The sequence below is a fragment of the Albibacterium bauzanense genome (assembly GCF_004339765.1).
Lineage (GTDB): Bacteria > Bacteroidota > Bacteroidia > Sphingobacteriales > Sphingobacteriaceae > Albibacterium > Albibacterium bauzanense.
This window is the reverse complement of the sequence record NZ_SMGO01000001.1, coordinates 598,952-625,735: the sequence shown is the minus strand read 5'-3', so window position 1 is coordinate 625,735 and position 26,784 is coordinate 598,952. Positions and strand designations below refer to the sequence as shown.

23 protein-coding genes and 1 other RNA gene are annotated in these 26,784 nt (G+C 36.0%); 8 read left to right on the top strand and 16 right to left on the bottom strand.

The features are described from left to right. Positions 1-27 precede the first annotated feature (27 nt). Positions 28-1,221 carry a BaiN/RdsA family NAD(P)/FAD-dependent oxidoreductase gene (locus C8N28_RS02910; protein WP_132221363.1) on the top strand — a complete coding sequence of 398 codons (1,194 nt, stop codon included), beginning with the start codon at positions 28-30 and terminating at the stop codon, positions 1,219-1,221. A gap of 28 nt (positions 1,222-1,249) precedes the next feature. On the opposite strand, the gene C8N28_RS02905 is transcribed toward C8N28_RS02910, so the two are convergent. Genes C8N28_RS02905 through C8N28_RS02885 form a run of 5 tightly spaced genes read right to left on the bottom strand, consistent with a single transcriptional unit; the run spans position 1,250 to position 3,524 of the window. Further along, entirely contained in the window at positions 1,250-1,423 is a 174-nt protein-coding gene (locus tag C8N28_RS02905; RefSeq protein ID WP_165870290.1) for a hypothetical protein, read from the bottom strand. A gap of 52 nt (positions 1,424-1,475) precedes the next feature. Continuing rightward, entirely contained in the window at positions 1,476-1,904 is a 429-nt protein-coding gene (locus C8N28_RS02900) for a c-type cytochrome (RefSeq protein ID WP_132221359.1), read from the bottom strand. Then, complete coding sequence (locus C8N28_RS02895; RefSeq protein ID WP_317127305.1) at positions 1,894-2,541, bottom strand: SCO family protein; 648 nt, start codon at positions 2,539-2,541, stop codon at positions 1,894-1,896. Before C8N28_RS02895 ends, C8N28_RS02900 begins: the two co-directional genes overlap by 11 nt. Then, on the bottom strand, positions 2,541-2,981 hold the full coding sequence (locus tag C8N28_RS02890; RefSeq protein ID WP_132221357.1) for a hypothetical protein: 441 nt from the start codon (positions 2,979-2,981) through the stop codon (positions 2,541-2,543). The genes C8N28_RS02895 and C8N28_RS02890 overlap by 1 nt, the downstream gene beginning before the upstream one ends. Positions 2,982-3,023: 42 nt before the next feature. After that, positions 3,024-3,524, bottom strand: coding sequence for a DUF4442 domain-containing protein (locus tag C8N28_RS02885; RefSeq protein ID WP_132221355.1), 501 nt, complete (start codon positions 3,522-3,524; stop codon positions 3,024-3,026). A 74-nt stretch (positions 3,525-3,598) separates the two neighbouring features. Here C8N28_RS02885 and hemF point away from each other — a divergent pair, with 74 nt between their 5' ends. The 4 genes from hemF (at position 3,599) to C8N28_RS02865 (ending at position 9,467) form a co-directional block, all read left to right on the top strand. Continuing rightward, a complete protein-coding gene (gene hemF, locus C8N28_RS02880) occupies positions 3,599-4,498 on the top strand; it encodes an oxygen-dependent coproporphyrinogen oxidase (RefSeq protein WP_132221353.1) in 900 nt (299 codons plus the stop codon). Positions 4,499-4,605: 107 nt separating this feature from the next. Continuing rightward, positions 4,606-7,158 (top strand): DNA gyrase subunit A, encoded by a 2,553-nt coding sequence (gyrA, locus tag C8N28_RS02875; protein WP_132221351.1) that lies wholly within the window; start codon positions 4,606-4,608, stop codon positions 7,156-7,158. Positions 7,159-7,163: 5 nt separating this feature from the next. Continuing rightward, entirely contained in the window at positions 7,164-8,288 is a 1,125-nt protein-coding gene (locus C8N28_RS02870; RefSeq protein WP_132221349.1) for a tetratricopeptide repeat protein, read from the top strand. 6 nt (positions 8,289-8,294) lie between these two features. Continuing rightward, a complete protein-coding gene (locus C8N28_RS02865; protein WP_132221347.1) occupies positions 8,295-9,467 on the top strand; it encodes a tetratricopeptide repeat protein in 1,173 nt (390 codons plus the stop codon). A gap of 111 nt (positions 9,468-9,578) precedes the next feature. On the opposite strand, the gene C8N28_RS02860 is transcribed toward C8N28_RS02865, so the two are convergent. The 8 genes from C8N28_RS02860 to ffs all read right to left on the bottom strand — a co-directional run bounded on the left by C8N28_RS02860 (position 9,579) and on the right by ffs (position 17,381). After that, entirely contained in the window at positions 9,579-9,983 is a 405-nt protein-coding gene (locus tag C8N28_RS02860) for a hypothetical protein (RefSeq protein ID WP_132221345.1), read from the bottom strand. 15 nt (positions 9,984-9,998) lie between these two features. Further along, a complete protein-coding gene (topA, locus tag C8N28_RS02855) occupies positions 9,999-12,392 on the bottom strand; it encodes a type I DNA topoisomerase (protein ID WP_132221343.1) in 2,394 nt (797 codons plus the stop codon). A gap of 174 nt (positions 12,393-12,566) precedes the next feature. Further along, positions 12,567-13,655 (bottom strand): tRNA 2-thiouridine(34) synthase MnmA, encoded by a 1,089-nt coding sequence (gene mnmA, locus C8N28_RS02850; RefSeq protein ID WP_132221340.1) that lies wholly within the window; start codon positions 13,653-13,655, stop codon positions 12,567-12,569. Between the two features lie 115 nt (positions 13,656-13,770). Then, positions 13,771-14,280 carry a 5-(carboxyamino)imidazole ribonucleotide mutase gene (purE, locus tag C8N28_RS02845; RefSeq protein WP_132221338.1) on the bottom strand — a complete coding sequence of 170 codons (510 nt, stop codon included), beginning with the start codon at positions 14,278-14,280 and terminating at the stop codon, positions 13,771-13,773. Positions 14,281-14,289: 9 nt separating this feature from the next. Further along, positions 14,290-15,432 (bottom strand): 5-(carboxyamino)imidazole ribonucleotide synthase, encoded by a 1,143-nt coding sequence (locus tag C8N28_RS02840; protein WP_132221336.1) that lies wholly within the window; start codon positions 15,430-15,432, stop codon positions 14,290-14,292. Between the two features lie 69 nt (positions 15,433-15,501). Continuing rightward, positions 15,502-16,491, bottom strand: a complete 990-nt coding sequence (locus C8N28_RS02835; RefSeq protein ID WP_132221334.1) for a YpdA family putative bacillithiol disulfide reductase — start codon at positions 16,489-16,491, stop codon at positions 15,502-15,504. A 23-nt stretch (positions 16,492-16,514) separates the two neighbouring features. Further along, the gene (gene fsa, locus C8N28_RS02830) at positions 16,515-17,174 is read right to left on the bottom strand and encodes a fructose-6-phosphate aldolase (RefSeq protein WP_132221332.1); all 660 of its coding nucleotides are present in this window, start codon (positions 17,172-17,174) and stop codon (positions 16,515-16,517) included. 107 nt (positions 17,175-17,281) lie between these two features. Next, an RNA gene (gene ffs, locus C8N28_RS02825) (signal recognition particle sRNA small type) lies at positions 17,282-17,381 on the bottom strand. Between the two features lie 301 nt (positions 17,382-17,682). Here ffs and gltB point away from each other — a divergent pair. The 3 genes from gltB (at position 17,683) to C8N28_RS02810 (ending at position 24,563) form a co-directional block, all read left to right on the top strand. After that, positions 17,683-22,203, top strand: a complete 4,521-nt coding sequence (gltB, locus tag C8N28_RS02820; protein WP_132221330.1) for a glutamate synthase large subunit — start codon at positions 17,683-17,685, stop codon at positions 22,201-22,203. Between the two features lie 12 nt (positions 22,204-22,215). Then, on the top strand, positions 22,216-23,679 hold the full coding sequence (locus C8N28_RS02815) for a glutamate synthase subunit beta (RefSeq protein WP_132221328.1): 1,464 nt from the start codon (positions 22,216-22,218) through the stop codon (positions 23,677-23,679). 131 nt (positions 23,680-23,810) lie between these two features. Continuing rightward, positions 23,811-24,563, top strand: a complete 753-nt coding sequence (locus tag C8N28_RS02810; RefSeq protein ID WP_132221326.1) for a DUF2249 domain-containing protein — start codon at positions 23,811-23,813, stop codon at positions 24,561-24,563. Positions 24,564-24,598: 35 nt separating this feature from the next. On the opposite strand, the gene C8N28_RS02805 is transcribed toward C8N28_RS02810, so the two are convergent. The 3 genes from C8N28_RS02805 to C8N28_RS02795 all read right to left on the bottom strand — a co-directional run bounded on the left by C8N28_RS02805 (position 24,599) and on the right by C8N28_RS02795 (position 26,765). Beyond that, positions 24,599-25,135, bottom strand: a complete 537-nt coding sequence (locus C8N28_RS02805; protein ID WP_132221324.1) for a glycosyl-4,4'-diaponeurosporenoate acyltransferase CrtO family protein — start codon at positions 25,133-25,135, stop codon at positions 24,599-24,601. A gap of 119 nt (positions 25,136-25,254) precedes the next feature. Then, positions 25,255-26,079 carry an SDR family NAD(P)-dependent oxidoreductase gene (locus tag C8N28_RS02800; protein WP_132221322.1) on the bottom strand — a complete coding sequence of 275 codons (825 nt, stop codon included), beginning with the start codon at positions 26,077-26,079 and terminating at the stop codon, positions 25,255-25,257. Between the two features lie 101 nt (positions 26,080-26,180). Further along, positions 26,181-26,765, bottom strand: a complete 585-nt coding sequence (locus tag C8N28_RS02795) for a Crp/Fnr family transcriptional regulator (RefSeq protein ID WP_221410178.1) — start codon at positions 26,763-26,765, stop codon at positions 26,181-26,183. Positions 26,766-26,784: the final 19 nt, after the last annotated feature.

The window sequence follows — 26,784 nt, the reverse complement described above, 5'->3', positions numbered from 1 at the left end:
ATCTTCGTCCAATAATCAGATAGATGTATGGTTTATGATGCGGTAATAGTAGGAGCTGGGGCTTGTGGACTAATGTGTGGTGTACAAGCAGCTGCTCTTGGAAAAAAGGTTTTAATCCTTGAAAAGAACGATAGGGCTGGTGCTAAAATATTGATCTCAGGAGGAGGGCGCTGCAATTATACAAATCTTTATAGTACATCTGAAAACTTTATTTCAGAAGACCAAACTTTCTGTGAAAATATTTTTAAGCAATGGACTGTTAAAGATAGTATCTGGTTCTTTGAGAGTAATGGAATTATAGGTAAGGAAAAGGTGTTGGGTCAACTATTTCCTGTAAGTAATAATGCAAAGGATGTTGTGTCAGTCTTTTTAAATTTACTTAGAAAATATAAGGCTGAACTTAAATTAAATTGTTCAGTTACTAACGTGGATAGGACCGATGAGTCGTTGTTTGAAACTATTTATGAGATTAATAATAGAAAAGTAAGGGTGTTGTCAAAAGCAGTTGTTATGGCAAGTGGAGGGCTCCCAATTGGTAAGCTTGGCGCAAGTGATTTTGCCTTACGCACTGCAAGATCATTTGATTTAAGAATAATTGAAACGGCACCAGCCCTGGTTCCCTTAACAATTACTGGAAAAGATAAGGAATGGTTTGCTGCACTAGCAGGGAATTCTATTTTTTGTAAGGTTTCAAATAACCGAATTAGTTTTAATGAGAATATACTTTTTACTCACTGGGGTTTAAGCGGCCCTGCTATTTTGCAGATATCATCTTATTGGCGTGCAGGCGAAGAGATAGTAATTGATTTGTTGCCCGGATTTTCTATGGCAGAGATTATTTCTGAAGAAAGAAATTTAGGCGGCAAGCGTTTGCTACAACATGTTTTGCATGAGCATTTTACTAAAAAATTTGTTGAGTCTTTGGCAAAATTCTTGCCAATTGATAAAAAGATAGCTTCCTTAAGTAAGGTGGAGGCTAAATTAATTAATAAAACAATTCATCATTTTACTGTTAAACCTGCTGGTGATAAAGGGTATGATAAAGCTGAAGTAATGCGAGGCGGGCTGGCAACAGAAGAATTAAGTTCTAAGAGCTTAGAATCCATTAAAATATCAGGACTCTTTTTTGGAGGTGAATGTGTGGATGTAACGGGTTGGTTAGGCGGATATAATTTCCAATGGGCATGGGCATCAGCTTTTGTAATCGCTAAAAATCTTTAGCGATTGGAAATGGCTTTAAAACAAATAACTAATAATAATGCCAGAAGATTATAATTGTTAAAACGACGATTGCAATTATAATAACCCATTGTAAAAGTCTGCTTGCAGGCTTATCGCTTTTTTCTTCGAGAGCTTCTTTTGAAGGCCCGGGGTTTCTCTGGTGATGTGAATAATCATGTTCTGCTTTATCGTTTTGTTCCATGTTAATGTCTCCTTTCAGAAATATAACATAGAACATATATAAATGTTTTCTTCTAATTTCGCGCGTTAATTAGATCTTGCTGAACCTGTTCTTGAGTATAATGTCCAATTTTGTTTCCAAAAGAGTTTCCTATATAGTTAATTATATAAGTAATTTCTATGGGAGAAAGGTGTGTCTCGGCAGGCATTTCACCGTTATAAGATTGTCCGTTTATTATTAATTCTCCACTCATGCCGTATTTAATTATGCTAGCAAGGTTGTTTTTGTTCTTTGCAATAAAGGCTGTGTCGGTTAATGGCGGATAGAGTAACCCTAATCCCTCACCTTTCGCTCCATGGCAATTTTGACAATGCGTTTCATAGGCTGTCTTTCCATTAACATAATAGTGAGCATATTCTATTTCTTCATTGCTTTGACATGATAGAATAAAAATGCTGATAGTGAAAATACCTACAATACTGTATATCCAGTTATTTCTCATATTCACTTAATAAGATATCCATATCTTTCATAAGCTTGGCAACTTCTTTTTCATCTGTTCCGTTATAGGCACCGCGAATATGCTTGTCTTTATCTACTAATATAAACCATCCTTGGTGTTCAAATCCTCCAGCCACTTGATCATTCTCTTCTGTAAAAACCATGTATTCAGGTGATATGCCATAGATTGTTTCTCGAGTTCCTGATGCAAATTGCCATTGGTTTCCTGATATCCCAAGTTTTTCGGCATAAGATTTTAAGACACTTGGAGTGTCGTATTTTGTATCTATACTATGTGATAAAAGCATTACTTCAGGGTTGTCTTTGTATTTTTTATAAACCTCTAACAAATTACGATGCATTATTGGGCAAATACTTGGACAAGAAGTGAAGAAGAAATCAGCTACATATATGCTATTCTCAAATGTTTTTCCTGTTATTGGTAAGCTATCCTGATTTAAGAATTCAAAATCTGGAATACTGTGATAAACTGTATCTGTAACGGTTTCACCATTTACTTCTGTAGTAACAGGTTCTCTGGAACCTAGAATAGGTAGTTTATCTGTATTAGTGGATTGGCAAGCTGATAGTGCTAAAATGGATATAAATGCTATTGTAAATAATAAGTTTCTCATCATTACTTGTTAAAAATACTAAGAACGGATGCGCTTTCTTCTGCTACTGTCTTGAAACGTGTGTTAATGTCTTGAACTTTTAAACGCTCATTTTGTAAATATTCTTGAGTTTCTGTTTCCGACATACTTTCATAATCTAAATTTAACTCATGCATCCAATCATTCATTGCATCATTAGAAGCCTCAATCTCTTTCTTAAGATTTATAAGTTTTGCTTTTTGTTCTGTAGTATCAATCTCAGAATGTTCAAGCTTAATAGTTTCCCAATTATTTAAAATGGAGTCTATTTTAATGCTTGTATGAGTAAATGTAGCCATCATAGGCATTACTTCATCGTGAATAGCAATAACTTCATCTTGAAGTTGCTTGGTTGAATTGTCTTTTGTATTGCATGCTGTTATTAATAACAACAAACTTAATGCAGATAGTAGGATAGGTTTCATAGAAAAATTTTTAGCAAATATACAAGCTTTAATTGTCTTTGTCTATTGTAGAGAAGAAGGAGGTTTAATTGAATCGTTTCTATTAAAATTGAGGTTGCGTATATATACTTCATTTTTGACTTTTACATAGAGCATCCCATCTTTATCGAAGAGTTCAATATTAAAACCTGCAACGTATTTTCCTTCTTGAATAAGGTGCTTTTCAGCTTTTGCTATCTCTTCTTCTGATAGTTTTATTGTAAAAAACAGATTTTTTTTTGCTGGTTTTATGTACTGTATTTCTGCACTTTTTAACCAAACGAGATTAGTATAACCTTTTCTTTGAAATATTTGATCAAATAGTATTGCATAGAAGGGATCCGTAGCAGAAAAAATCGTTCCTCCAAAAATTGATGAGTTGTAATTTTTATTAAGCAGGCTGCGATTAATTTTCACATCTACACCTCGGAAATCTTTATGGAATTGTTGAACCCATATTCGTTGAAAAAAAAGCGGTGGATAAAATCGCATCGCCCATTTAAGTAAATTCTCTGATGCTTGCATTCTATTCAAATATACGCAGAAGTGATGAAAGTCGCTATTTCTTTCTTTTCAAAAATAAATAGATATTTGCGGGTATGGATTTTAAAGAAAAAGTTGCTGAAAGTTATCGGCAAATTCAAGATCAGATTTGTAAAGGGTTGGAAGAAGCTGATGGATTGGGAAGGTTTGAAGAGGAGGTTTGGGAGCGAGAGGGTGGTGGGGGTGGCAGAACCAGAATTATGCAAGGAGGCGCTGTTATTGATCGTGGAGGAGTTAATTTTTCTGCAGTGCATGGGAAGCTTCCAGAACAAATTAAGAAATCGTTTGGGGTAGATGAAGATGATTTCTTTGCAACAGGTGTGTCTATTGTGATCCATCCTGTTAATCCATGGATTCCTATTATCCATATGAATATTCGCTACTTTGAATTAAATGAGAAAGTTCGCTGGTTTGGTGGTGGTATTGATGTAACTCCTCATTATATTATAGAAGAAGATGCTCGTTTCTTTCATTCTTATCTTAAAGATATTTGTGATCAATCTTCTCCATTGTTTTATGCAGATTTTAAATCGTGGGCTGACCGGTATTTTTACATTAATCACCGAAAGGAAACACGTGGTATTGGTGGAATCTTTTATGATCGATTAGATCCGGAAAAAAGTGGATTGTCATATGGTGAAATCCTTAATTTTTCAGAGCAGGTTGGTAATTCTTTTTTACCTATTTATACAGAGCTAATTGAACGCAACAAAGATAAATCTTATTCTGATAAACATAAGACCTGGCAAGCGCTCCGAAGAGGCCGCTATGTTGAGTTTAACCTGGTTTATGATGCAGGGACCAAGTTTGGATTGGAAACCAATGGTCGCATAGAATCTATTCTTATGAGTCTGCCTCCACAAGCTAACTGGCATTATAACTTTAAGCCGGAACAGGGAAGTGAGGAAGAAAAAACCCTTGGTTTATTAAAGCAAGGAATTGAATGGATATCCTAAAAAAACACCACCCAATTGTCTCTTAATATTCGCTAAATAAGCATAAAATTGCTAACTTCGCATGCGTTCAAATTTTTGAAAGCATAGTTTAAATGAACTAAATTCTTATGGCTGACGAAACAGAAAATGAAAACAATTTAATACCAGCTGACGATCGTATAATCCAGATTAATATTGAAGATGAAATGAAATCATCGTACATTGATTATTCAATGTCGGTTATCGTTTCACGGGCATTACCTGATGTACGCGATGGGTTAAAACCAGTGCACAGGCGGGTTTTATATGGTATGTTAGATTTGGGTGTCACAAGCAGCAAGCCACATAAAAAATCAGCACGTATAGTTGGGGATGTTTTAGGTAAATATCATCCACACGGAGACTCTTCTGTATATGGTACCATGGTGAGAATGGCTCAGGAATGGAGCATGCGCTACGTTTTAGTTGATGGACAGGGTAACTTTGGATCTGTTGATGGAGACTCTCCTGCAGCAATGCGTTATACAGAAGCACGGTTGAAGAAGATCGCTGAAGATATGTTGGGCGATATTACAAAAGACACCGTTGATTTCCAATTGAATTTTGATGATACATTGCATGAGCCAACGGTTCTGCCAACTCGTATACCTAATTTATTAGTCAACGGAGCGTCTGGAATTGCTGTAGGTATGGCCACAAATATGGCTCCTCATAATCTATCAGAAGTGATTGATGGAACGATAGCTTATATTGATAATCGTGATATTACAATAGCTGATTTAATGCAGCATATTAAAGGACCTGACTTCCCTACAGGAGGTATCATTTATGGTTATTCAGGGATTCAGAGTGCTTTTGAGACAGGACGTGGTAGCGTAATTATGCGTGCCAAAGCTGAGATAGAAGTTACCAAAAGCGATCGGGAGCAAATTATTGTAACCGAAATCCCTTATCAAGTGAATAAGGCGACCATGATTGAGCGTACAGCTGAATTAGTTAATGAGAAAAAGATAGAAGGTATCTCTTCAATTCGTGATGAATCAGATAGAGATGGTATGCGAATTGTTTATGATATTAAACGAGATGCTAATGCTTCTGTGGTGTTAAACAATTTGTTTAAGTACACTGCTTTACAAACCTCTTTTAGTGTGAATAACATTGCATTGGTCAATGGAAGGCCAGTCATGTTAAATCTAAAGGATTTAATTCACTATTTCGTTGAACATAGACATGAAGTAATTATTCGCCGGACGAAGTTTGAATTGTCTGAGGCCGAAAAACGTGCACATATTCTTGAAGGTTTATTAATTGCATTAGATCATATTGAAGAGGTTATTAAATTAATCCGTGCATCCAATACACCTGAAGAGGCACGTACTGGTTTAATGGAGAAATTTGGTTTGTCAGATATTCAATCTAGGGCTATTCTGGATATGACTCTTCGTCGTTTAACAGGATTAGAGCGCGATAAGATTAAAGAAGAGTATGCTGAGTTAATGAAAACCATTGAATACTTGAAGTCTATTCTTGCTGATGAAGGTCTTCGTATGCAGATTATCAAAGACGAACTTCTGGAGGTTAAAGAAAAGTATGGTGATGAACGACGTTCTAAAATTGTTCATTCTGCGGGAGATATGAGTATGGAGGACTTTATTGATGACGAGGAAATTGTTATTACCATATCACATGATGGATATGTTAAAAGAACACCTCTTACAGAATATCGTACACAAGGTAGAGGTGGAAAAGGTGCTTTAGGTTCGAATACCAAAGACAGTGATTTTACAGAACATATTATCTCTGCCACTGCTCATAATTATTTATTGTTCTTTACAGAAGCAGGACGTTGCTTCTGGCTAAGAGCCTTTGAAATTCCTGAAGGATCAAGAGTTTCAAGAGGTAGAGCCTTGCAGAATATTATTAATATTCCGAAAGATGAAAAGGTTAAAGCCTATATAAAGGTGAAGAATTTGAAAGATCAGGAGTATCTGGAAAATAACTTCATTATTATGTGTACAAAGAAGGGGACAATAAAGAAAACCTCTTTAGAAGCATATTCTCGTCCTCGTGCAAATGGAATTAATGCAATTAATATCAATGAAGGCGATCAATTATTAGAAGCTAACTTAACTAGTGGTGAAAGTGAAATAGTAATTGCATTGCGTTCAGGCAGAGCAATCCGTTTTAATGAATCAACTGTTCGTCCTATGGGAAGAACAGCTACTGGTGTACGTGGAATTACTTTAGCTCATGAAAATGACGAAGTAGTTGGTATGGTTAGTGTGAATGATCCTGAAACTACCATTTTGGTTGTATCTGAAAATGGTTATGGAAAACGTACTGAGTTAGAAGATTATCGCATCACGAACCGCGGGGGTAAAGGTGTAAAGACGATTAGTATAACTGAAAAAACTGGTGACCTAATTGCAATAAAGAATGTTACTGACCAGGATGATTTGATGATCATTAATAAATCGAGCATTGTTATCCGTATTTCAGTAAGCGAACTTCGTGTAATGGGACGTGCTACTCAGGGAGTTAAGTTGATTAATTTGAAGAAAGACGATCAAATTGCATCGGTTGCTAAGGTAGTGCGGGAAGAAGATGAAGATGTAGAAGATAATCCACAGATTGATGAAAATGGATTAAATGATGATTCAAGTATAATTGAAAATGATTAATTAGTATGTTATTGTTTAAATTAAAAAGTCGATTCTTTCTAATTTTCCTATTACTTTTTATTGGTCAGGGAGTGGTCTACGCACAATCGGACGAAAAAGAAGGACGCAATAATTTTGCGATGTATACCAAATCAGGAGATTTTACAGTCCTGGAAAAAGCAAGGAAGTTTTCTGATAATGCATATAAAGATCATAGAGACTCCATAGCTTATAAGAATAATCTTTTACGTGCCTTAGTTTATAGTAGTTTGGCTGTTGCTGATTCGAACAGGAAATTAAAGTATACAAAAGATCCGATTGAGGAGGCTAAATTCGCATTATCAAGGTTGAATGATAATCAGCTAAACTATGAGAACGAGGCCCAGATAATTTATATTCACAGAAAGTTATCTAATGCCTATTTAATCTTAGGAAAAAGAGCTCTTAATAATAACAAACTAGAGGAAGCGTATAATAACTTCAAAGAAGTAGATGCTTTTAGTAAAAGTGGAATTAATGTTAAACATAATTTATCAGTCTTAAGCTCGCGTCTTGATAAGCCCGAAGAAGCAGTTAATTATTATAAAGACTATCTGGAAAGTCTGAACAAATTGAGTCCTGAGAATGTCTTAATACTAGCTGATCTATATTCAAAAGCGGGTAACCCCACTGAACAATTAAATACATTGTTAGATGGTTTGGATGTTTTTCCGAACAATAAGGATATTCTATTCGAGGCAATCAATATCTATGCAGATAATGGTTCATATGATGCTGTTATCCCTTTAATCAGTGTAGCACATGAGTTAGATCCGGAAAATATAAAGTTAAATTATTTAGCTGGCTATGCTTATGAAATTATAGGAAATCGTAAATTAGCTGCGCAGTATTATGAAACTGTTATAAAGCTAGATGACAATAACTATGATGGGAATTATGAACTAGGATTACTTTTTTTAAAGGACTATATCAGCGATACAACAAACGTTGAAAACTTTGAATTAGCAGAAAAATATTTACTGAAAGCGAACGAAATTGATCCTAATTCTGAAAATGCATTGAAGTCACTAGCAGTATTATATGAGAAGTCGGCTGATATAATACAATATGAGCGAGTAAAAAATCAATTAAATCAAAATACATTCAATTAAACCAAAATGAAAATTAAATCACTCTTATTACTTGCTGCTTTATTCTATTCTTTCGGTGCATTTGCACAAAGCGGGGAATTAAAGAAAGGTGTGGCTAGCTACAACAAGTTTAACCAGGTTAAACAAATTGGTACACCGGCTCTGGGAATGAAAGACCTGGAAGCTGCAAAAACGTCTTTAGAGAAGGCGTCTTCAAATGATAAAACTTCCAACTTATCAGAAACCTGGACTTATTTAGCTCTCGTATATGCAGACTATGCTCTTGTAGATAAGACTCCTGCAGCAGCAGAATACAAGCAAAAAGCTATTGATGCAATTGCAAAAGCTAAAGCAGCAGAAGGAAATGCAGAACAAGCACAAAATATTTCCGCGGCTTCAAGCACTTTAGCTGAGATTGAATTAAATGCCGGCGTTACAGCCTTTGAGGCTAAGGATTATGCTTCCGCATATCAGTCTTTTAATAAAGGGCTTGATTATTTACCAGGAGATACTTTGTTTAGCTATTATGCAGGTTTAGCTGCTATTAATGCTAAAGACTACCCTAATGCTATAGAAAAATATAAGGTGTTATTAGGACATGAAGATTTTTCTACTTTGCCTCAAATATATCTAGATCTTTCTCGTCTATACATGATATCGAAAGATACCGTGGCTGCTATTAAATATGCTGAAGAGGGATCTGTCAAATTTCCAGATAACCAGCAGTTGGCTACTCAAAATATTGAATTAAACCTTCAAGCAGGTCATGGAGAAAAGCTAATTTCAAGTATTGCCGGACAAATTGAGAAGAACCCAGGCGATGCCAGATTGCAATATTATTATGGAATTGCATTAAGCTCTAATAAAGATGAAAAAGCTGCTAAAGAAGCCTATATAAAAGCTGTTGAGTTAGATCCTACCTTCGCAGATGCGTATGTTAATCTGGGTGTAATGTTATTAGATCAAGGTATTAATATGTTTAGGGAAGCAAGTAAGTTACCTGCAAATCAGCAAAGTGAATATAATGAACGTGCTAAAGAAGGTAATGCATTGATTGAAGAGGCGTTCCCGTATTTAGAGAAAGCAACAGAGGTAGCACCTACACATGCAATAGCTTGGCAAAATCTAAAGACTTATTATCAAATCAAAGAGAATGCTGAGAAAGTAGCAGAAATAGAAGCAAAAATAAAAGAACTATAGTTTATAGAGATTTAATAAAACAAGAATGGCTGGAAATTTCCAGCCATTCTTGTTTTATTAAATCTTGTAACCTTGAATTATAAATATAAGGTTTAAGTAGTTTGTAGCTGATTAACCAATCAATACCCCTGGTTTGTTAATAATAGGTATTCTAACGAAATTTGAATCAACCACGCTTTCGGGTAAGAAGATAAATTTCTTATCGTAAATGATCCCATTAATATAATAGCTAAGCCAGTATTCATTGGTTAATCCAAACAGGGCTTCATCAATAGGTTCTATCTTGGCGAAGGAATTTCCATTAATATCTCCAATGAAGTGTCTTAATGTAGTAGTTTGAATATCTTTACCATCCGTATAGTCATAGCCTCTAGAGCTTACTAAAACATTATTAATTGTTTCTTTTTTTCGATTAATAATATAAACATACCAGAATTTGCTTTCAGGTGTTTCGCCTTCTAGAACAATGGCTATTCCTATATCTTCAACTATATTTTTTGGTAAGTCTCTTTTCATTAAATAATTAAATGCTTATTTTTTTGCTTTTGGAGCAGCTTTTTTCTTAGCTGGAGCCTTCTTCTTAGCTGCTGTTGCAGTGGTCTTTGCACCTTTAAAAGATTTCTTGGCTGCAGGTTGTTCGTCTGCAAGCTTTTTAATTTCGTCGAAACTAAGGTCCTCAGGTAATTTATCTTTAGGTATCTTTATGTTAAGTTTACCATATCTGATAAAGGGGCCCCAACGACCATTCTCTATACGAACTTCAGGATCTTCATCAAAAGTTTTAATAATTTTATCTATATCTTTTTGACGTTTTGTTTTAATGATCTCAATAGCTTCTTCTTCCTCAACTTTATGAGGGTCAATATCCTTAGATAAAGAATAGAAAGATCCATCATGACGAATATAAGGACCAAATCTACCTATTGCGACCGTCATATCTTTACCTTCAAACATTCCAACATTTTTTGGAAGCCTAAATAATTCTAAGGCCTCTTCCAAAGTAATGGTTTCAATCATTTGTCCTTGCCGTAAACTCGCAAATCTTGGCTTTTCTTCGTCTTCAGTAGATCCGATTTGAACTAAAGGGCCAAATCGGCCAACACGAACAATAATCTTTTTTCCTGTTGCAGCATCTGTGCCTAATTCTCGCTCATGACTAGCTCTCTCTGCAGTTTCGAGGGTATTCTCAACATCGGTATGAAAAGGTCCGTAAAAGTCCTTTAACATGGTTGTCCACTCTTTTAAGCCGTGTGCTATATCGTCGAATTCCTTTTCAACAGTTGCTGTAAAATTAAAATCAACAATATCTACAAAATGTTCCACTAAGAAATCATTTACCATAATTCCAATATCGGTTGGAAATAGCTTGTTTCGCTCCGCACCAGTAATTTCTGATTTAACGATTGATGTAATTATACCATTACCCAAGGAAATTACTTGATAATTACGTGATTTCCCTTCTCTATCTTCTTTTACTACATAACCTCTGTTTTGTATGGTTGATATAGTTGGAGCATATGTTGAAGGACGACCAATTCCTAATTCCTCCATTTTCTTCACTAAGCTTGCTTCTGTATAACGAGAAGGCGGACGGCTATATCGTTCAGTTGCGTTCATTTCCTTTAAGGAAACGATTTGCCCTGTTTTCAGTGGTGGAAGAAGGGCATTATCACTGCTATCATCTAAATTAATATCTGTTTCTTCGTCTGTTGATTCAAAATATACTTTTAAAAATCCATCAAACTTCATTACTTCTCCGCTGGCAGTTAATTCTTCAGATCGGGAAGAGATTGAAATTTTAGCAGTTGTTTTTTCAAACTCGGCTTCACTCATTTGCGAAGCAATAGCACGTTTCCAAATTAATTCATACAATTTACGTTCAGCAGAATCTCCACTAATACTATGGCTTGCAAAATTCGTAGGTCGTATGGCTTCGTGAGCTTCCTGAGCTCCGGAAGATTTTGTTTTATATTGACGGGGCTTATGGTATTTATCTCCATAAGCATTCTTAATTTCTTTTTCTGCAGCATCTAAAGCCGTTTGACTTAAGTTCACTGAGTCTGTACGCATGTAAGAAATATAACCTGCTTCGTATAAACGTTGTGCTAAACTCATTGTTCTGCCAACAGAATAACCTAGCTTTCTACTAGCTTCCTGTTGTAGTGTAGAGGTTGTAAAGGGTGCAGATGGAGTGCGTTTGCCGGGTTTCGTTTCTAACGATTTGATTTTAAACTCTGCAGCTATGCAGTCTTTTAAAAAATTCTCTGCTTCTCCTGCTGTTTGAAAACGTTTTGGCAGTTCCGCTTTGAAAAGTTCTTTTTTATTATCAGTATAAAATATGGCAACTACTTTAAAAGATGCAACCGGTATAAAATTATTATACTCTCTTTCGCGATCTACTAATAATCTTACTGCAACTGATTGTACTCTTCCTGCTGATAGAGATGGTTTTACTTTCTTCCAAAGTACAGGAGAAAGTTCAAAGCCAACCAGTCTGTCTAACACGCGTCGCGCTTGCTGCGCATTCACCAAATTATAATCAATTTTACGAGGGTTCTCGATGGCTTTTAAAATAGCAGGTTTCGTTATTTCATGGAAAACTATTCGCTTTGTTTTACTTTCGTCCAAGCCTAGTGTTTCAAACAGGTGCCAGGAAATTGCTTCTCCTTCACGGTCCTCATCTGAAGCTAGCCAAACAGTTTCAGATGCTTTTGCTAGCTTTTTAAGTTCGCTTACAACTGCTTTTTTATCTGTTGGGACTTCATATTTCTGTGCGAAGTTATTTGTTGTATCGATTGCTTCATCCGTCTTGACAAGATCACGTATATGTCCATAACTGGATTTAACTAAAAAATCTTTTCCTAAATATCCTTCTATTGTTTTCGCTTTTGCTGGAGACTCAACGATAAGTAAATTCTTTGCCATTAATAACTTGATTTTTGCAAATAAAGTCAATTAAAAAGGGATTTTCAAGCCTATGCCAATATTTAATTTATTGAATATTATGAAATCACACTTTTTATTGAATATATGAAATGAAAAAACCAAGGTGTTAAATATTGCCTTGGTTTGTTAATTTATAGGTATTATACAATGTAATTAAGCTAAGAAACCTCCTCCAATTAAGTCATTTCCTTCATAGAAAACAGCTGATTGGCCAGGTGCAATTCCTTTAACTGCATGGTGGAATTCAACCTTCATAGAAGTACCTTCTTGTTCAATTGTACTTAGCATTCCGGCATCCTTATACCGTACCTTAGTTACAGCCTCAAAAGGGGCATCAATGGATGCATATTTTACAAGATTGATGTTTTTTACAATGGCGAAAGATCTTTGCAGCTCAACTTCATCACCTAATACAACGGTATTAGTTTCCGGAATAATTTTAATAACAAATACAGGTCTTCCTAAAGCGATACCAAGTCCTTTTCGTTGCCCAATTGTATAATAAGGATAGCCTTCATGTTTTCCAACAACCGTCCCATCGCTTAATACAAAATTGCCAGCCCCAACACGCTCGTCCAAATCTTCAACACGGTGACGTAAAAATGATCGATAGTCGTTATTAGGAACAAAACATATTTCATAGCTTTCGGATTTGTTAGCCAACTCTCGTTGTCCCATATCATTAGCCATTTGCCGGATTTCCGGTTTACTATAAGTTCCAAGAGGGAAACGTGTTCGTGCAAGATTTTCTTGTGAAACACCCCAAAGTACATACGATTGATCTTTGTTTTCGTCTTTACCTTTTGAAACTACATAGCGGCCACTATCTTGCAACCTAATATTAGCATAATGCCCGGTTGCAATAAATTCACAATCAAGATGATTTGCACGTTTTAAAAGAGCTTCCCATTTAATATGAGTATTGCATAGCACACAAGGGTTAGGCGTTCTACCAGCAATATATTCCTCAACAAAATTGTCAATTACAAAGCCTGAAAACTCATCCCTGATATCTAAAATATAATGTGGAAAGCCATAGGCTACCGCTAAAGCACGTGCATCATTTATACTATCTAAGCTACAGCATCCAGTTTCTTTGGACGATCCGCCTGCTGAAGCATAATCCCAGGTTTTCATTGTTAAACCAATAACCTCATAGCCTTGTTCATGAAGCATAACTGCTGCTACAGAACTATCAACTCCGCCACTCATTGCCACTAATACTCTTCCGCGTTTACTCATATCAATATGTTGAAGCTGCAAATGTAAGGCAAAATATATGGAATGGATTTATGTTTAGTTCAAATGAAAGTAAAAATGTGGATGTATAAATTAAATATAGAAAGTTTCAAAGTGGTTAAAAGTTCATTTTCTCCACATCATCAGCACTCTCTTCCACCTTTTTCTTTAATTCTTCTTTGTAGTTTATTAGGTTTTGTGTCAGTTCTTCATTATTGGTTGCTAGTATTTGCGCAGCTAAAATCCCTGCATTTTTTGCTGCATTTAAGGCAACAGTAGCAACAGGAATACCGTTTGGCATTTGCAGAATAGAGAGAACCGAATCCCAGCCATCAATTGAGTTTGATGATTTTACAGGAACTCCAATAACAGGTAAATGGGTTAATGAAGCAACCATACCTGGAAGATGAGCTGCGCCACCCGCTCCCGCAATAATTACTTTCAATCCTTTAGAGGCAGCACTTCTTGAAAATTCAAAGAGCCTGTCCGGAGTTCTATGAGCTGAGACTATAGTTAATTCAAATCTCACTCCTAAAGTTTTTAATATTTCTGCAGCATCCTTCATGATGGGCAGGTCTGATTGACTTCCCATAATTATAGCCACTTCTGCAAGTTGATGATTTGACATATTTTTAGTTTAAGCAATTACTTTTAAAATATCCTGAACAGATCGGGCTGTTTCTATAGCCTTTGCACGATCGTCATTAACAATCGTTACGTGACCCATTTTACGAAATGGTTTTGTGTATTTTTTACCATATAGGTGAATGTAAACACCTTCTTTTTCTAATACTTTCTCTAAACCAACATATTGAGCTAAGCCTTGAAAATCAGATTCTCCAAGTAAATTAATCATAACAGCATTCGTTCTGCATTGTGTTTCTCCTAACGGAAGATTGAATATAGCTCGCAAATGTTGTGCAAATTGCGATGTAATATTCCCTTCAATACTTTGGTGGCCGCTGTTATGCGGACGAGGAGCAAGTTCATTAACAAGGATTTCACCATCTTTAGTCAAAAACATTTCTACAGCTAGCAGACCGACAATTTGAAGGTCTTCAGCAATTTTAATCGCTAAAGATTCTGCTCTCTGTTGAATATCATGAGGCAAAAGAGAAGGAGAGATTAAATACTCTACCAAATTCACTTCTGGGTTAAATTCCATTTCTACACAAGGGAAGGCTTTAACTTCTTCATTTTGATTTCTGGCAACAATTACCCCGATTTCCATTTCAAAGTCAATCCATTTCTCAATTAAGCTAGGTGCTTCAAAAGCTTTGGCTTTATCGTTTTCGTTTGTAATCTTCATTACACCACGGCCATCATAGCCATCCTTTCTTAATTTTTGAATATAGGGAAGTTGAAGCTTTGCATTATCTAAACCATCTCTTGAAGAAATCAATTGAAATGGAGCAGTAGGAATATTATTTTGTTTAAAGAATTCTTTTTGTAAGCCTTTATCCTGAATTAATCGAATAATCCGTGCTTGAGGATAAACGATTATACCTTCTTCTTCGAGTTTTTCTAACGCGTCAACATTTACCTTCTCAATTTCAATAGTCAGCAAATCAACACGTTTTCCAAACTTATAAACCGTATCATAATCATCAAGTGCGCCTACCTCAAAATGATCGCAAAGATTCTTACAAGGAGCATTTTCATCCGGATCAAGTACTGATACACTCGCATTAAAATTGATTGCTTCTTGAATAAGCATCCGTCCTAATTGTCCACCTCCTAAAATACCCAACCTTAAATCGCTGTAAAATTCTTTTGCCATATCTTTAGCCTGTGGCCCAATCTATATTATTTCTGTAAAGTTAAATGATTTATTTATATAAGTAAACAGCTATATCTTAGCTATATTTCCTTTTTGCTTAATTGCCTCAATTATTTGATCAGCATGGATTCTTGAATTTTCAATAAACCAGGAATGTGTATTTAATCCGCCGCATACTACGCCTGCCAGATAAATATTTTCAACATTGGTTTCCATAGTTACTTCATTATAACGTGGCATTCTCATGTTTTCCTGATCAAGCTCTATTCCTATATTTTCAAGGAATTGAAAATTGGGTTGATAGCCTGTTAAAGCTAAGACAAAGTCATTAGGGATTGTTATTTTACCATCAGGTGTTTCTATATCCACTTCTGTTTCCCTAATCTCGACCAAATTGCTCGAAAAATAAGCTTTTATTTCGCCTGCAGCAATCCGATTTTCGATATCTGGCTTTACCCAATATTTTACACGTTCTCCAATTCCGGAACCTCTTGCAACTAAGGTAACGTTCGCTCCCTTTCTAAAGGTTTCAAGAGCAGCATCGACAGAAGAGTTGCTTGCGCCAACTACAACTACATTTTGATGAGAAAAATAATGAGGTTCTTGGTAATAATGAAAGACTTTCGGTAAATCTTCGCCGGGGATATCCATTAGCATTGGAATGTCATAGAATCCGGTAGCGACAATAATATTCCTTGTTTCGTAGTTGCTTTTTGAAGTTTCTACTGTAAAGGTGTTGTCTTTTTTTAGCACGTTCTTTACCGGTTCAAAAAGACGGATGTTTAGATCATAAGAAAGTGAGACTTTTCTATAATATTCCAGAGCCTCTGCTCGCTTAGGTTTCGGGTTAATGCTTACGAAGGGCAAATTGCCGATTTCCAAACGCTCAGCGGTTGAAAAGAAAGTCATTCCTTGCGGATAATTATAAAGGGAATTGGTTAAGCAACCTTTCTCTATAATTAGATAGGATAGTCCGGCATTTTTGGCGGCGATCCCACAGGCCAGTCCTATGGGGCCACCTCCAATAATAATTAAATCAATAATTTTTTCAATTTGCATAATAGCAATCAAAAAGATTTAGATTATTTACCAGCTGCTTTAGCATGGTCAGCTAAGAATTGAGCCAAACCGCTATCGGTTAAAGGGTGTTTTAAAAGAGCAAGAATAGCTGATAGGGGACCTGTCATCACATCTGCTCCAAGTTTTGCACATCCAAGAATATGAATACTATTTCTTACAGATGCAGCAAGTATTTGAGTTTCGAAACCGTAATTGTCATAAATCAATCGAATGTCTTCGATCAATGATAAGCCATCAGTCGATATATCGTCTAATCTCCCAATAAATGGAGAAACGTAGGTTGCACCAGCTTTGGCAGCTAATAAAGCCTGACCAGCTGAGAATACCAACGTGCAATTTGTTTTAATTCCTTTTGAAGAGAAATATTTTAAAGCTTTTATTCCGTCCTTAATCATCGGAACTTTAACAACAATCTTGTCGTCTAATTTTGCTAAAGCTTCACCTTCTTTGATGATACCTTCATAATCTGTAGAAATAACTTCCGCACTTACATCGCCGTCTACAATTTTACAAATAGCTTTATAATGATTGATAATGTTTTCCTCACCACTGATGCCTTCTTTGGCCATTAAACTCGGATTAGTGGTTACTCCGTCTAGAACGCCTAAATCTTGAGCTTCTTTAATCTGAGCAAGATTGGCAGTATCAATAAAAAATTTCATGAGATTACTTGAATATGTGAATTGTTAAATAATACGGACAAATTTAGCCAATATTATTCAGGTTTTTATAAACCCCTGTTTCTTATTCAGAAAGAAAAGAAACAAAAAATGGGCAAGCCCCTTTTATCGCACCGCTACAACCTTTTACCCTTGCTGCGTTCCCACCCTGGGGGAGTTCAAAGGGAGCTGGTCGTAAAAGACTTACCCACCACAAAAGTAAGAAAAAAAGTGATATAAATATAAAAATGGGCACTCTAATCGTTATATGATTGATTTACTTGACCTTAATTTTCTTATCCCAGGCTTCCGAAAGTTGAGAGGAAAGCAGGATACTACTGGATGGAAATTTGCTTAAATTCTTGTACATCGTTTTGCTAAAAACCTATTATATTCAAGTTTATATGAGTTTTCTTTAAGGAAAGTAAATAAAAATTACGGAAAAGATAATATTTATTAAAAATAATAGTAATTTAGCAAAACAATTCAAGAGGTTCTACCAAATAAAAAAATGAATAAAGAAGCACAATCAAACGGATTATATCGCCCTGAGTTTGAACACGATGCATGTGGAGTGGGTTTCGTTGCGCATGTAAGAGGAGAAAAATCGCATCAGCAAATTATGGATGCGTTGATAATGTTAGAAAATATGGAGCACCGCGGAGCTTGCGGTTGCGATCCTGACAGTGGAGATGGAGCAGGTATTATGTTCCAAATTCCTCATCAATTTTTCTGGGAAGAGTGTATTGCATTAGACATTTTATTAAAAGAACCTGGCCATTATGGTGTTGGTATGGCTTTCTTACCAAAAGGTGAAAAAGAGAATGATATTTGCAGATCGATTATTGAAAAGGCAGCTCAAGATAGAGGATTTAAATTTCTAGGTTACCGGGATGTACCAGTTGACTCAAGCGGTTTAGGTAAAACAGCATTGAGTGTTGAACCTGCAATTGTTCAATTTTTTGTAGAAAGACCAGCAGAAATAAAGAATAATGAAGATTTCGAACGTAAACTATTTGTTTTACGCCGATTAATCGTTCAAGAAATAAAAAAGACGGAACATCAAGTTCAGGAGCAATTTTATGTTAGCTCTTTATCATGCGAAACCATTGTATATAAAGGACAACTAACGACTTCTCAAGTTCGTGCTTACTATCCCGATATCAGCGATGCAAGAATGGTTTCGGCATTTGGCTTAGTCCATTCACGTTTCTCTACTAATACTTTTCCTTCATGGAAACTTGCTCAACCTTTTCGTTTTGTAGCTCACAATGGAGAGATAAATACCCTAACAGGTAACTTAAACTGGTTTTATGCTAGAATGAGATCATTAGCCTCCCCGTTTTTTACAAAAGAAGAGATGGAAATCCTTTTGCCTATTATTGATAAAGGACAGTCTGATTCAGCTTGTTTAGATAACGTTGCAGAACTTTTAATGCATTGCGGAAGGTCATTGCCACATGTAATGTTAATGATGGTTCCTGAAGCTTGGGATGGAAACGATCAAATGGAACCTAAAAAGAAAGCTTTTTATGAATTCCACGCAACTCTAATCGAGCCTTGGGACGGTCCTGCTGCTTTGTGTTTTACCAATGGCAAAATGATTGGTGCCATGCTTGATAGAAATGGTTTGCGTCCTTTAAGATATTCAATTACGAAAGATGATCGTGTAATTGTTGCTTCAGAGACTGGCGCTCTACCATTGGATGAAAAACTTGTTATCAAGAAAGGACGTTTACAACCAGGAAAAATATTCTTGGTTGATATGGAAAAAGGAGAGGTCATCAGTGATGAAAAGATTAAAGATGAACTTGCTAATCAACAACCTTATGGCGATTGGTTAAATCAATATAAGATCAGGTTAGACGACCTTGCAGAACCACGCGTTACCTTTACCTATTTAGCTAAAGAATCGGTTTATCGCTATCAGCAAGCCTTTGGCTATTCTCGTGAAGATGTTGAAGATATTTTAACACCGATGGCTCTTGACGGAAAAGAACCCATAGGATCTATGGGAACCGATGTGCCTTTGGCAGTTCTTTCTACCCAGGCGCAGCATTTATCCAGCTACTTTAAACAATATTTTGCACAGGTTACTAACCCTCCAATCGATCCTATTCGTGAGAAATTGGTAATGAGCTTAGCAACCTTTATAGGTAATGGAGGCAATATTATTGATGAAAATAAAATGCATTGCCACTGCGTAGCTCTAGAACATCCTGTTTTAACAAGCAAGGAATTAGAGAAATTAAGAAGCATTGATACAGGCGTTTTTCAGGCTAAAAGTTTACAGACTTACTTTAAGGCAGAAGATAAGCCGGGTGCTTTGCAAGCAGGCTTAGATCGTCTATGTAAATATGCAGAAGATGCTGTAAATGATGGGTTTGAGGTTATTATCTTAACCGATAGGGCAATTGATTCACAGCATGCAGCAATTCCTTCATTATTAGCGGTATCTGCTGTACATCACCACTTAATTAAAACCGGACATCGTGGATCAGTAGGTTTGGTTGTTGAAGCAGGGGATGTTTGGGAAGTTCATCATTTCGCTTGTTTATTAGCTTTTGGTGCTACTGCAATCAACCCTTATTTGGCACTTGCATCAATCCGTACCTTAAAAGAACAAGGTTCTATAACTACTGAATTAACATGGCCAGAACTTAGAAAGAACTATGTGAAATCCATTTGTCAAGGTTTGTTAAAGATCTTCTCTAAAATGGGAATATCAACTTTACAATCTTATCATGGAGCACAATCTTTTGAAATACTAGGAATTAATAATGATGTAGTTGATAATTATTTCTGTGGTGCAGTATCAAGAATTGGAGGTTTAGGCCTTGATGAAATTGCAAAAGAAGTTATCATTAAACATAGAAGAGGCTTTGCAAGTAGCAGGTCTGCCAGTAATTTGCTGCCAGAAGGAGGCTTATATGCATGGAGAAAAAGAGGAGAGTCTCATTTATTTAATCCAGAGACCGTTCACTTACTTCAGAGAGCTTGTCGAACCAATGATTTTGATGTCTATAGACAATATTCAGCTTTAATAAGTAAGCAAACAGATAGATTTTATACTCTTCGTAATGTTTTAGATTTTGCATATCACCGCCCTGCTGTACCTTTAGCAGAGGTTGAACCTGCCGAAAATATTTTAAAACGTTTCGCAACCGGAGCTATGTCTTTTGGTTCCATTTCACATGAAGCCCACAGTACTTTAGCCATAGCCATGAATAGAATTGGCGGTAAAAGTAATACAGGTGAAGGTGGAGAAGATGAAATCAGGTATCAGCCATTACAAAATGGCGATTCTATGCGTTCATCCATCAAACAAATTGCTTCTGCACGTTTCGGTGTAACCTCTTATTATTTAAGCGAAGCAGACGAATTACAAATAAAAATGGCACAAGGTGCTAAGCCTGGTGAAGGAGGACAATTACCCGGACATAAAGTTGATGACTGGATTGCCCGCGTTCGACATGCTACACCAGGAGTAGGATTAATCTCACCGCCGCCACATCATGATATCTATTCAATTGAAGATTTAAAACAGTTGATATTTGATTTAAAGAATGCGAATAGAGCAGCTCGGATCAATGTTAAATTAGTATCTAAAGCAGGTGTTGGAACGATAGCTGCAGGGGTTGCAAAAGCTCATGCCGATGTGATTTTAATTGCAGGTTATGATGGTGGTACAGGTGCTTCGCCAGTTAGCTCTATCAAACATGCAGGTTTACCTTGGGAGTTAGGATTAGCAGAAGCTCATCAAACATTGGTTAAAAATCAATTAAGAAGCCGGGTTGTATTACAAGCCGACGGACAAATGAAAACTGCGAGAGACATAGCTATAGCCACACTTTTGGGTGCAGAAGAATGGGGCGTTGCAACTGCCGCTTTAGTAGCCGGAGGATGTATTATGATGCGTAAATGCCATTTAAATACTTGTCCGGTAGGTGTGGCAACACAAGATCCTGAACTTCGTAAACTCTTCACCGGTAAGCCAGAACACATTGTTAACCTGTTCTATTTTATTGCTGAAGAACTTCGTGAAATCATGGCTTCTTTAGGCTTCAGAACCATCAATGATATGGTTGGTAAAGCTCAGTTCTTAAAGAGAAAAGAAGGAATACATCATTGGAAGATAGATCGTATAGATCTTTCAGATATTCTCCATGTGGCACATCATTCAAACCCTCGGTCTTTATATCATACAGAAGGTCAGGATCATGAAATGGATACCATCCTTGATTGGGAATTGTTGAAATTAGCTGAAAACGCGCTTGAAACCAGGGAACCTGTTTTTGGTAATTTTAATCTTAAAAATACAGATCGTACCATTGGTACTTTATTATCCAATGAAATATCGAAAAGATATAAATCGGAAGGTTTGCCTGATAATACCATCAATTACAAGTTTAATGGCTATGCCGGACAAAGTTTCGGGGCTTTTGCAACTAAGGGCTTATCTTTTGAATTAGAAGGTGAAGCAAATGACTATGTAGGAAAAGGCCTTTCAGGAGCACAATTAGCTATTTATCCTCGAAAAGAGAGTGAATATAAAGCAAGTGAGAATATAATTATCGGAAACGTAGCCTTATACGGTGCCACATCCGGAAGGTTATTTGTTCGCGGACAGGCTGGCGAGCGTTTCGCAGTAAGAAATTCGGGCGCAACGGCTGTAGTCGAAGGACTTGGCGATCATGGTTGTGAGTATATGACCGGTGGAAGTGTTTTGGTATTAGGAGAAACCGGAAGAAACTTTGCAGCCGGTATGAGCGGAGGTGTTGCATGGGTTTTTGATACAGTGGGTACTTTCAGATCAAAATGTAACCTGGAAATGGTTGATCTTGAAAAACTGGAAACACAAGACGAGACACAAATAATATCTTTGCTTAAACAACATATACATCTTACCAACAGTGATATCGCAAATCATATCTTAAGTAATTGGCAAGATAATAAACCATTCTTTGTTAAAGTATTCCCGAAAGAATACAAACAAGCTTTAATGGCTAAATCACTTATTAACAACAATTAGTACACAACAATAATGGGAAAGATAACAGGGTTTAAGGAGTATGAAAGAAGGTCTCCTAAAAAGGAATTGGTGACTGAAAGGTTAAAACATTCTAAAGAATTTGTTAAGCCTTTTACAGATCAGGAATTAAATAAAGAAGCAGCCAGATGTATGGATTGCGGTATCCCGTTTTGTCAGTCGGGCTGCCCTTTAGGAAATGTTATTCCTGATTTTAACGATGCTGTTTATAATGGTAAATTTGAAGAGGCTTACGACATCCTTTCTTCAACAAATAACTTTCCGGAATTTACCGGAAGGATTTGTCCGGCTCCTTGTGAGTCAGCCTGCGTGCTAGGCATTAACCGTTCACCGGTAAGCATTGAATCTATTGAGAAACATATAGCTGAAATTGCTTATTCCAGAGGTTATGCAAAAGCGAAACCTGTATTATTTCCCACAGGTAAAAGCGTTGCAGTAGTAGGATCTGGTCCTGCAGGTTTAGCCGCTGCAGCTCAATTAAGTAAAGCTGGCCATCAGGTTACTGTGTTTGAAAGAGACGATAAACCAGGTGGACTACTTCGTTATGGAATTCCTGATTTTAAACTTGATAAATGGGTTATTGATCGTAAGTTAAAAATAATGGAAGAGGAAGGCGTTGTTTTCAAATGCAATGCTGAGGTAGGTGTTGATGTTTCTGTAAAGGAATTAGAACAATACGATGCCGTTGTTCTTGCTGGTGGTTCAACCATCCCGCGTGATTTACCAAATAAAGGCAGAGAAGCTAAAGGCATTCATTTTGCAATGGATTTTCTAAAACAACAAAATAAGAGGGTAGGAGAATCTCCAATCCTTACTGAAGAAATTACAGCAAAAGGAAAGAATGTAATTGTTATCGGCGGTGGAGATACAGGTTCAGATTGCGTTGGTACTTCTAATCGCCAAGGCGCAAATTCAGTTACTCAGTTTGAGTTGATGTTTCAGCCACCTGCTAACCGTACAGAAGCCATGCCTTGGCCAACATATCCTATGCTACTTAAAACTACTTCATCCCACGAAGAAGGTTGCGAACGTTATTGGTCTATTAACACCAAAGAATTTATTGCTGATGAAAATGGTAATCTCAAAGGATTAAAAGTAGTTGATTTAGAATGGGAAAAAGATCGCCATGGAAGACCTGTTAAATTTACAGAAATTGAAGGCTCTGAAAGAGAGTTACCTTGCGAATTGGTTCTTCTAGCCATGGGATTCCTTTATCCACAGCATTCAGGTTTATTAGATCAACTTGGACTAGAATATGATCAACGTGGAAACGTTAAAGCTCAGGAAGGTGTTTATAGCACTAATGTCGACAAAGTATTTGTTGCCGGAGATATGCGCAGAGGTCAGTCATTAGTTGTTTGGGCTATTTCAGAAGGTAGAGAATGTGCCAGAAAGGTAGACGAATTCTTAATGGGAGTTTCCGAGCTCGAATCAAAAGACGCAATTCCAGTACTTTAAATAATATAAGTATCTAAAGATTAAAGTCTATCCCTTAAAAAAGGATAGACTTTTTTATTGCAGAGAAGTGACCTTATTTAAATAAAAGACAAAAACATCTTTTATATCTTTATGCAATAAATAAAAAAAACATGGATAATAAAATACAAATAGAAGAATTGGATGTGCGTGTGCTTATTCCGATTGAAAGACACAAGAAATTAATACAACTGTTTAAGGAATTACCCGTTGATGAAAGCTTCATCTTTATCAATGACCATGATCCAATTCCTCTTTATTACGAGTTTCGTTCAATTTATGGAGATGTAGTGGGATGGGAGTATCTCAATCGTGGAGGCAGAGAATGGAAGGTAAAAGTTACTCGAATCGAGGCTTCTCAAGGAAGAGAATTCACAGATATCTCAACCTTGCTTGATCTTCGGAAAGCCAATGAAAATGAATGGAAACAGATCGTATTTCACCGTTACGGTATGATGGAGCAAGGTGACGTAATGGAAATTATTGCTGCGGAAGATCCAAAAGAAATTCATGACATTTTTATTAATAAATTTGAAGGACAACATTCCTGGATATATAAGAAAAAGGAACCTAATGAATACATTGTTCATATAAAAAAGGAAGTTAAGAGTGGTTTAGGAGATGATGGTTTTTCAGTCGTTAATGAGTTCGATATCCGGCCTTTTCCACCAACAGAACGCCATGAGATGTTTTATAAAGCCTTTGCTGATATAAAAGCAGGCGAAGCTTTCGAATTTATCAATGATCATGACCCATTGCCTCTTTATTATCAAATGGAAGCAGAAAGCAAAGAACCTTTTAAATGGGAGTACCTTGAAAAAGGTCCTGAAGCATGGAAAGTGAGAGTCATTAAAACAAAGGAATAATCTTTATAGTCTCCCTAATCTTAGATTTAGTGAGACTATAAACTTCTCTTTGCATTTATAACTTTTTTCAATCTTGGTCTATTATAGCGTTGAACAATTATTGGATAAAAATTTAATATCAGATTTAATATCAAAAGCCATAATGATTTTACAAACCCGAATTTTATAGCTACAAAAATATTTATTGCTAATACTATAAAGAATATGATAAGATGACCGAATTCAGATTGCCTTGTTCCATATTCAAGATGTAATAATGAATCTATATTCTTTTTAACAGGATTTCCTTTTTTATTGAGTTTCTCCCAACCAATCCAAACTAAAATTTTTCTAAAAAAACTAACCCCCAAGAATTGATAAATTGTCCCTTCTTCTTCCCATTTTTTAGTATTGTAGTAACTGGAAGCTAGTTTTGGTTTTAAGGTTTGAGTAAATGAAAGGACCGATATCATCAGCATAAAATTTAGTATCCAAGCGAATAAAAAACTATCCAAGCCTTTCCAGATTGATGTGCCATAAATTACAAGTAATGAGATAATTATAGGCAAAATTAAATTTAAATATTTACGCATGCTTCTTGGGCCTTTACTAGAAATATCAAATATTAGTCAGCTCGAATTTACAAAATTAGCCGAATCATTGACTCAACATGAGCAACAATTCGGCTAATAATTTTTTTAAATAAATCTATTTAATGCCCATGCGATTTCGTGGAAACATCTTTCCACTCTTCCCACAATTTTAATTTTTCACCATAGGTATATTGTGTCCAGGGATAAGCTAATTTACCAAGAAATAAACGTAGGGGAGGGTTCTCAGAATCCACCACTTTAAAAATAGCTTCAATAGTTGCAATAGGGTCACCAATGTTTTCTGGTTTCACTCCCTCGCCATTTTTGAAATCCGAAGTCACTTTTTCGTAAGCGTCTATTGGTGTACTTTCTATTGCTGACGAGCCAAAGAAATCAGTTTTAAAAGAATTAGGTTCTAGCATTGTAACATGAATACCCAAATCTTTTACTTCTGCTTGTAATGCTTCGCTTAGTCCTTCTACTGCAAATTTTGTAGCAGAATATAATCCCATTGTAGGTAAAGAATTAATACCCAAAACGCTTGATAATTGAATAATATGGCCCTTGCCTTGTTTTCTGAAAACTGGAAGAATCGCTTGTGTCATCCATAAAGTTCCGAATACGTTGGCTTCAAATAAATCCCTTGCTTCTTTTTCACTGTTTTCCTCAATAGTACCAAATACACAATAGCCTGCATTATTTATCACTACATCGATTTTTCCAAAATGTTGTGTTGCTTTTTCTACGGCGTTTATGCAGTCGGCTTTGCTCGTAACATCTAATTGTAGCGTTAAAACAGCATCGCCATATTTATCTGCTAATTCTTGTAAATGGTCAATGTTCCTTGATGTAGCAATAACATTATCGCCACGTTTCAAAAATGCTTCTGCCCATATTTTTCCAAATCCCCGAGAAGCTCCTGTAATTAAAATTGTCTTAATCATTTTTTATTTCTTTAAATTATTTGCCTTTATTGACCTTACAAAGGTGGGGCAGAATAAAAAAGATAAAAATGAACTGGTCTAGGAAAAATGGTTGAACTAGATTAACTTTTTAAAGCTTTTCGATTGCGGATCTTACTCAAATATTCGGTGCTAAAACCAAGATAAGAAGCTAAAGCATATTGTGGAACTCGATTGGCAATTGCAGAGTACTTGCTTATAAATTCATCATAGCGTTCTTCTGCTGTTTTTGTAAAATTAGAAAGTAACCTTTTTTGTTGAAATGCTAGAGAACGCTGAGTAATAATACGTTCAAATTTTTCCATTTTTGGTATTTCCTTTAGGAAAGTCTGTTCGTCCTTAAAATCAATTTGTATAAGAACAGAATCTTCCAAAGCCTCAACAAATAAGGTAGCTGGTTCTTGATAAATTAAACTGCTATAATCAGAAATCCACCAGTCTTCTATTGCAAAAGCTAATGTGTGTTCCTTACCTTGATTGTCGACTAAATAGGCTCTAAATGCTCCCTTAACCACATAGCTCTTATGTCTGCAAACAAACCCTGGTTGTACAATAAATTGTCTTTTCTTAACTTTTTTAATCTTAAAAAAGGGTGTAAGCTGATCTACTTCCTCATCGGTTAATTCTACATATCTTGAAATGTATTCTATAATTGGGTCGTATTCCATCAATTGTAAAGGTAGATAA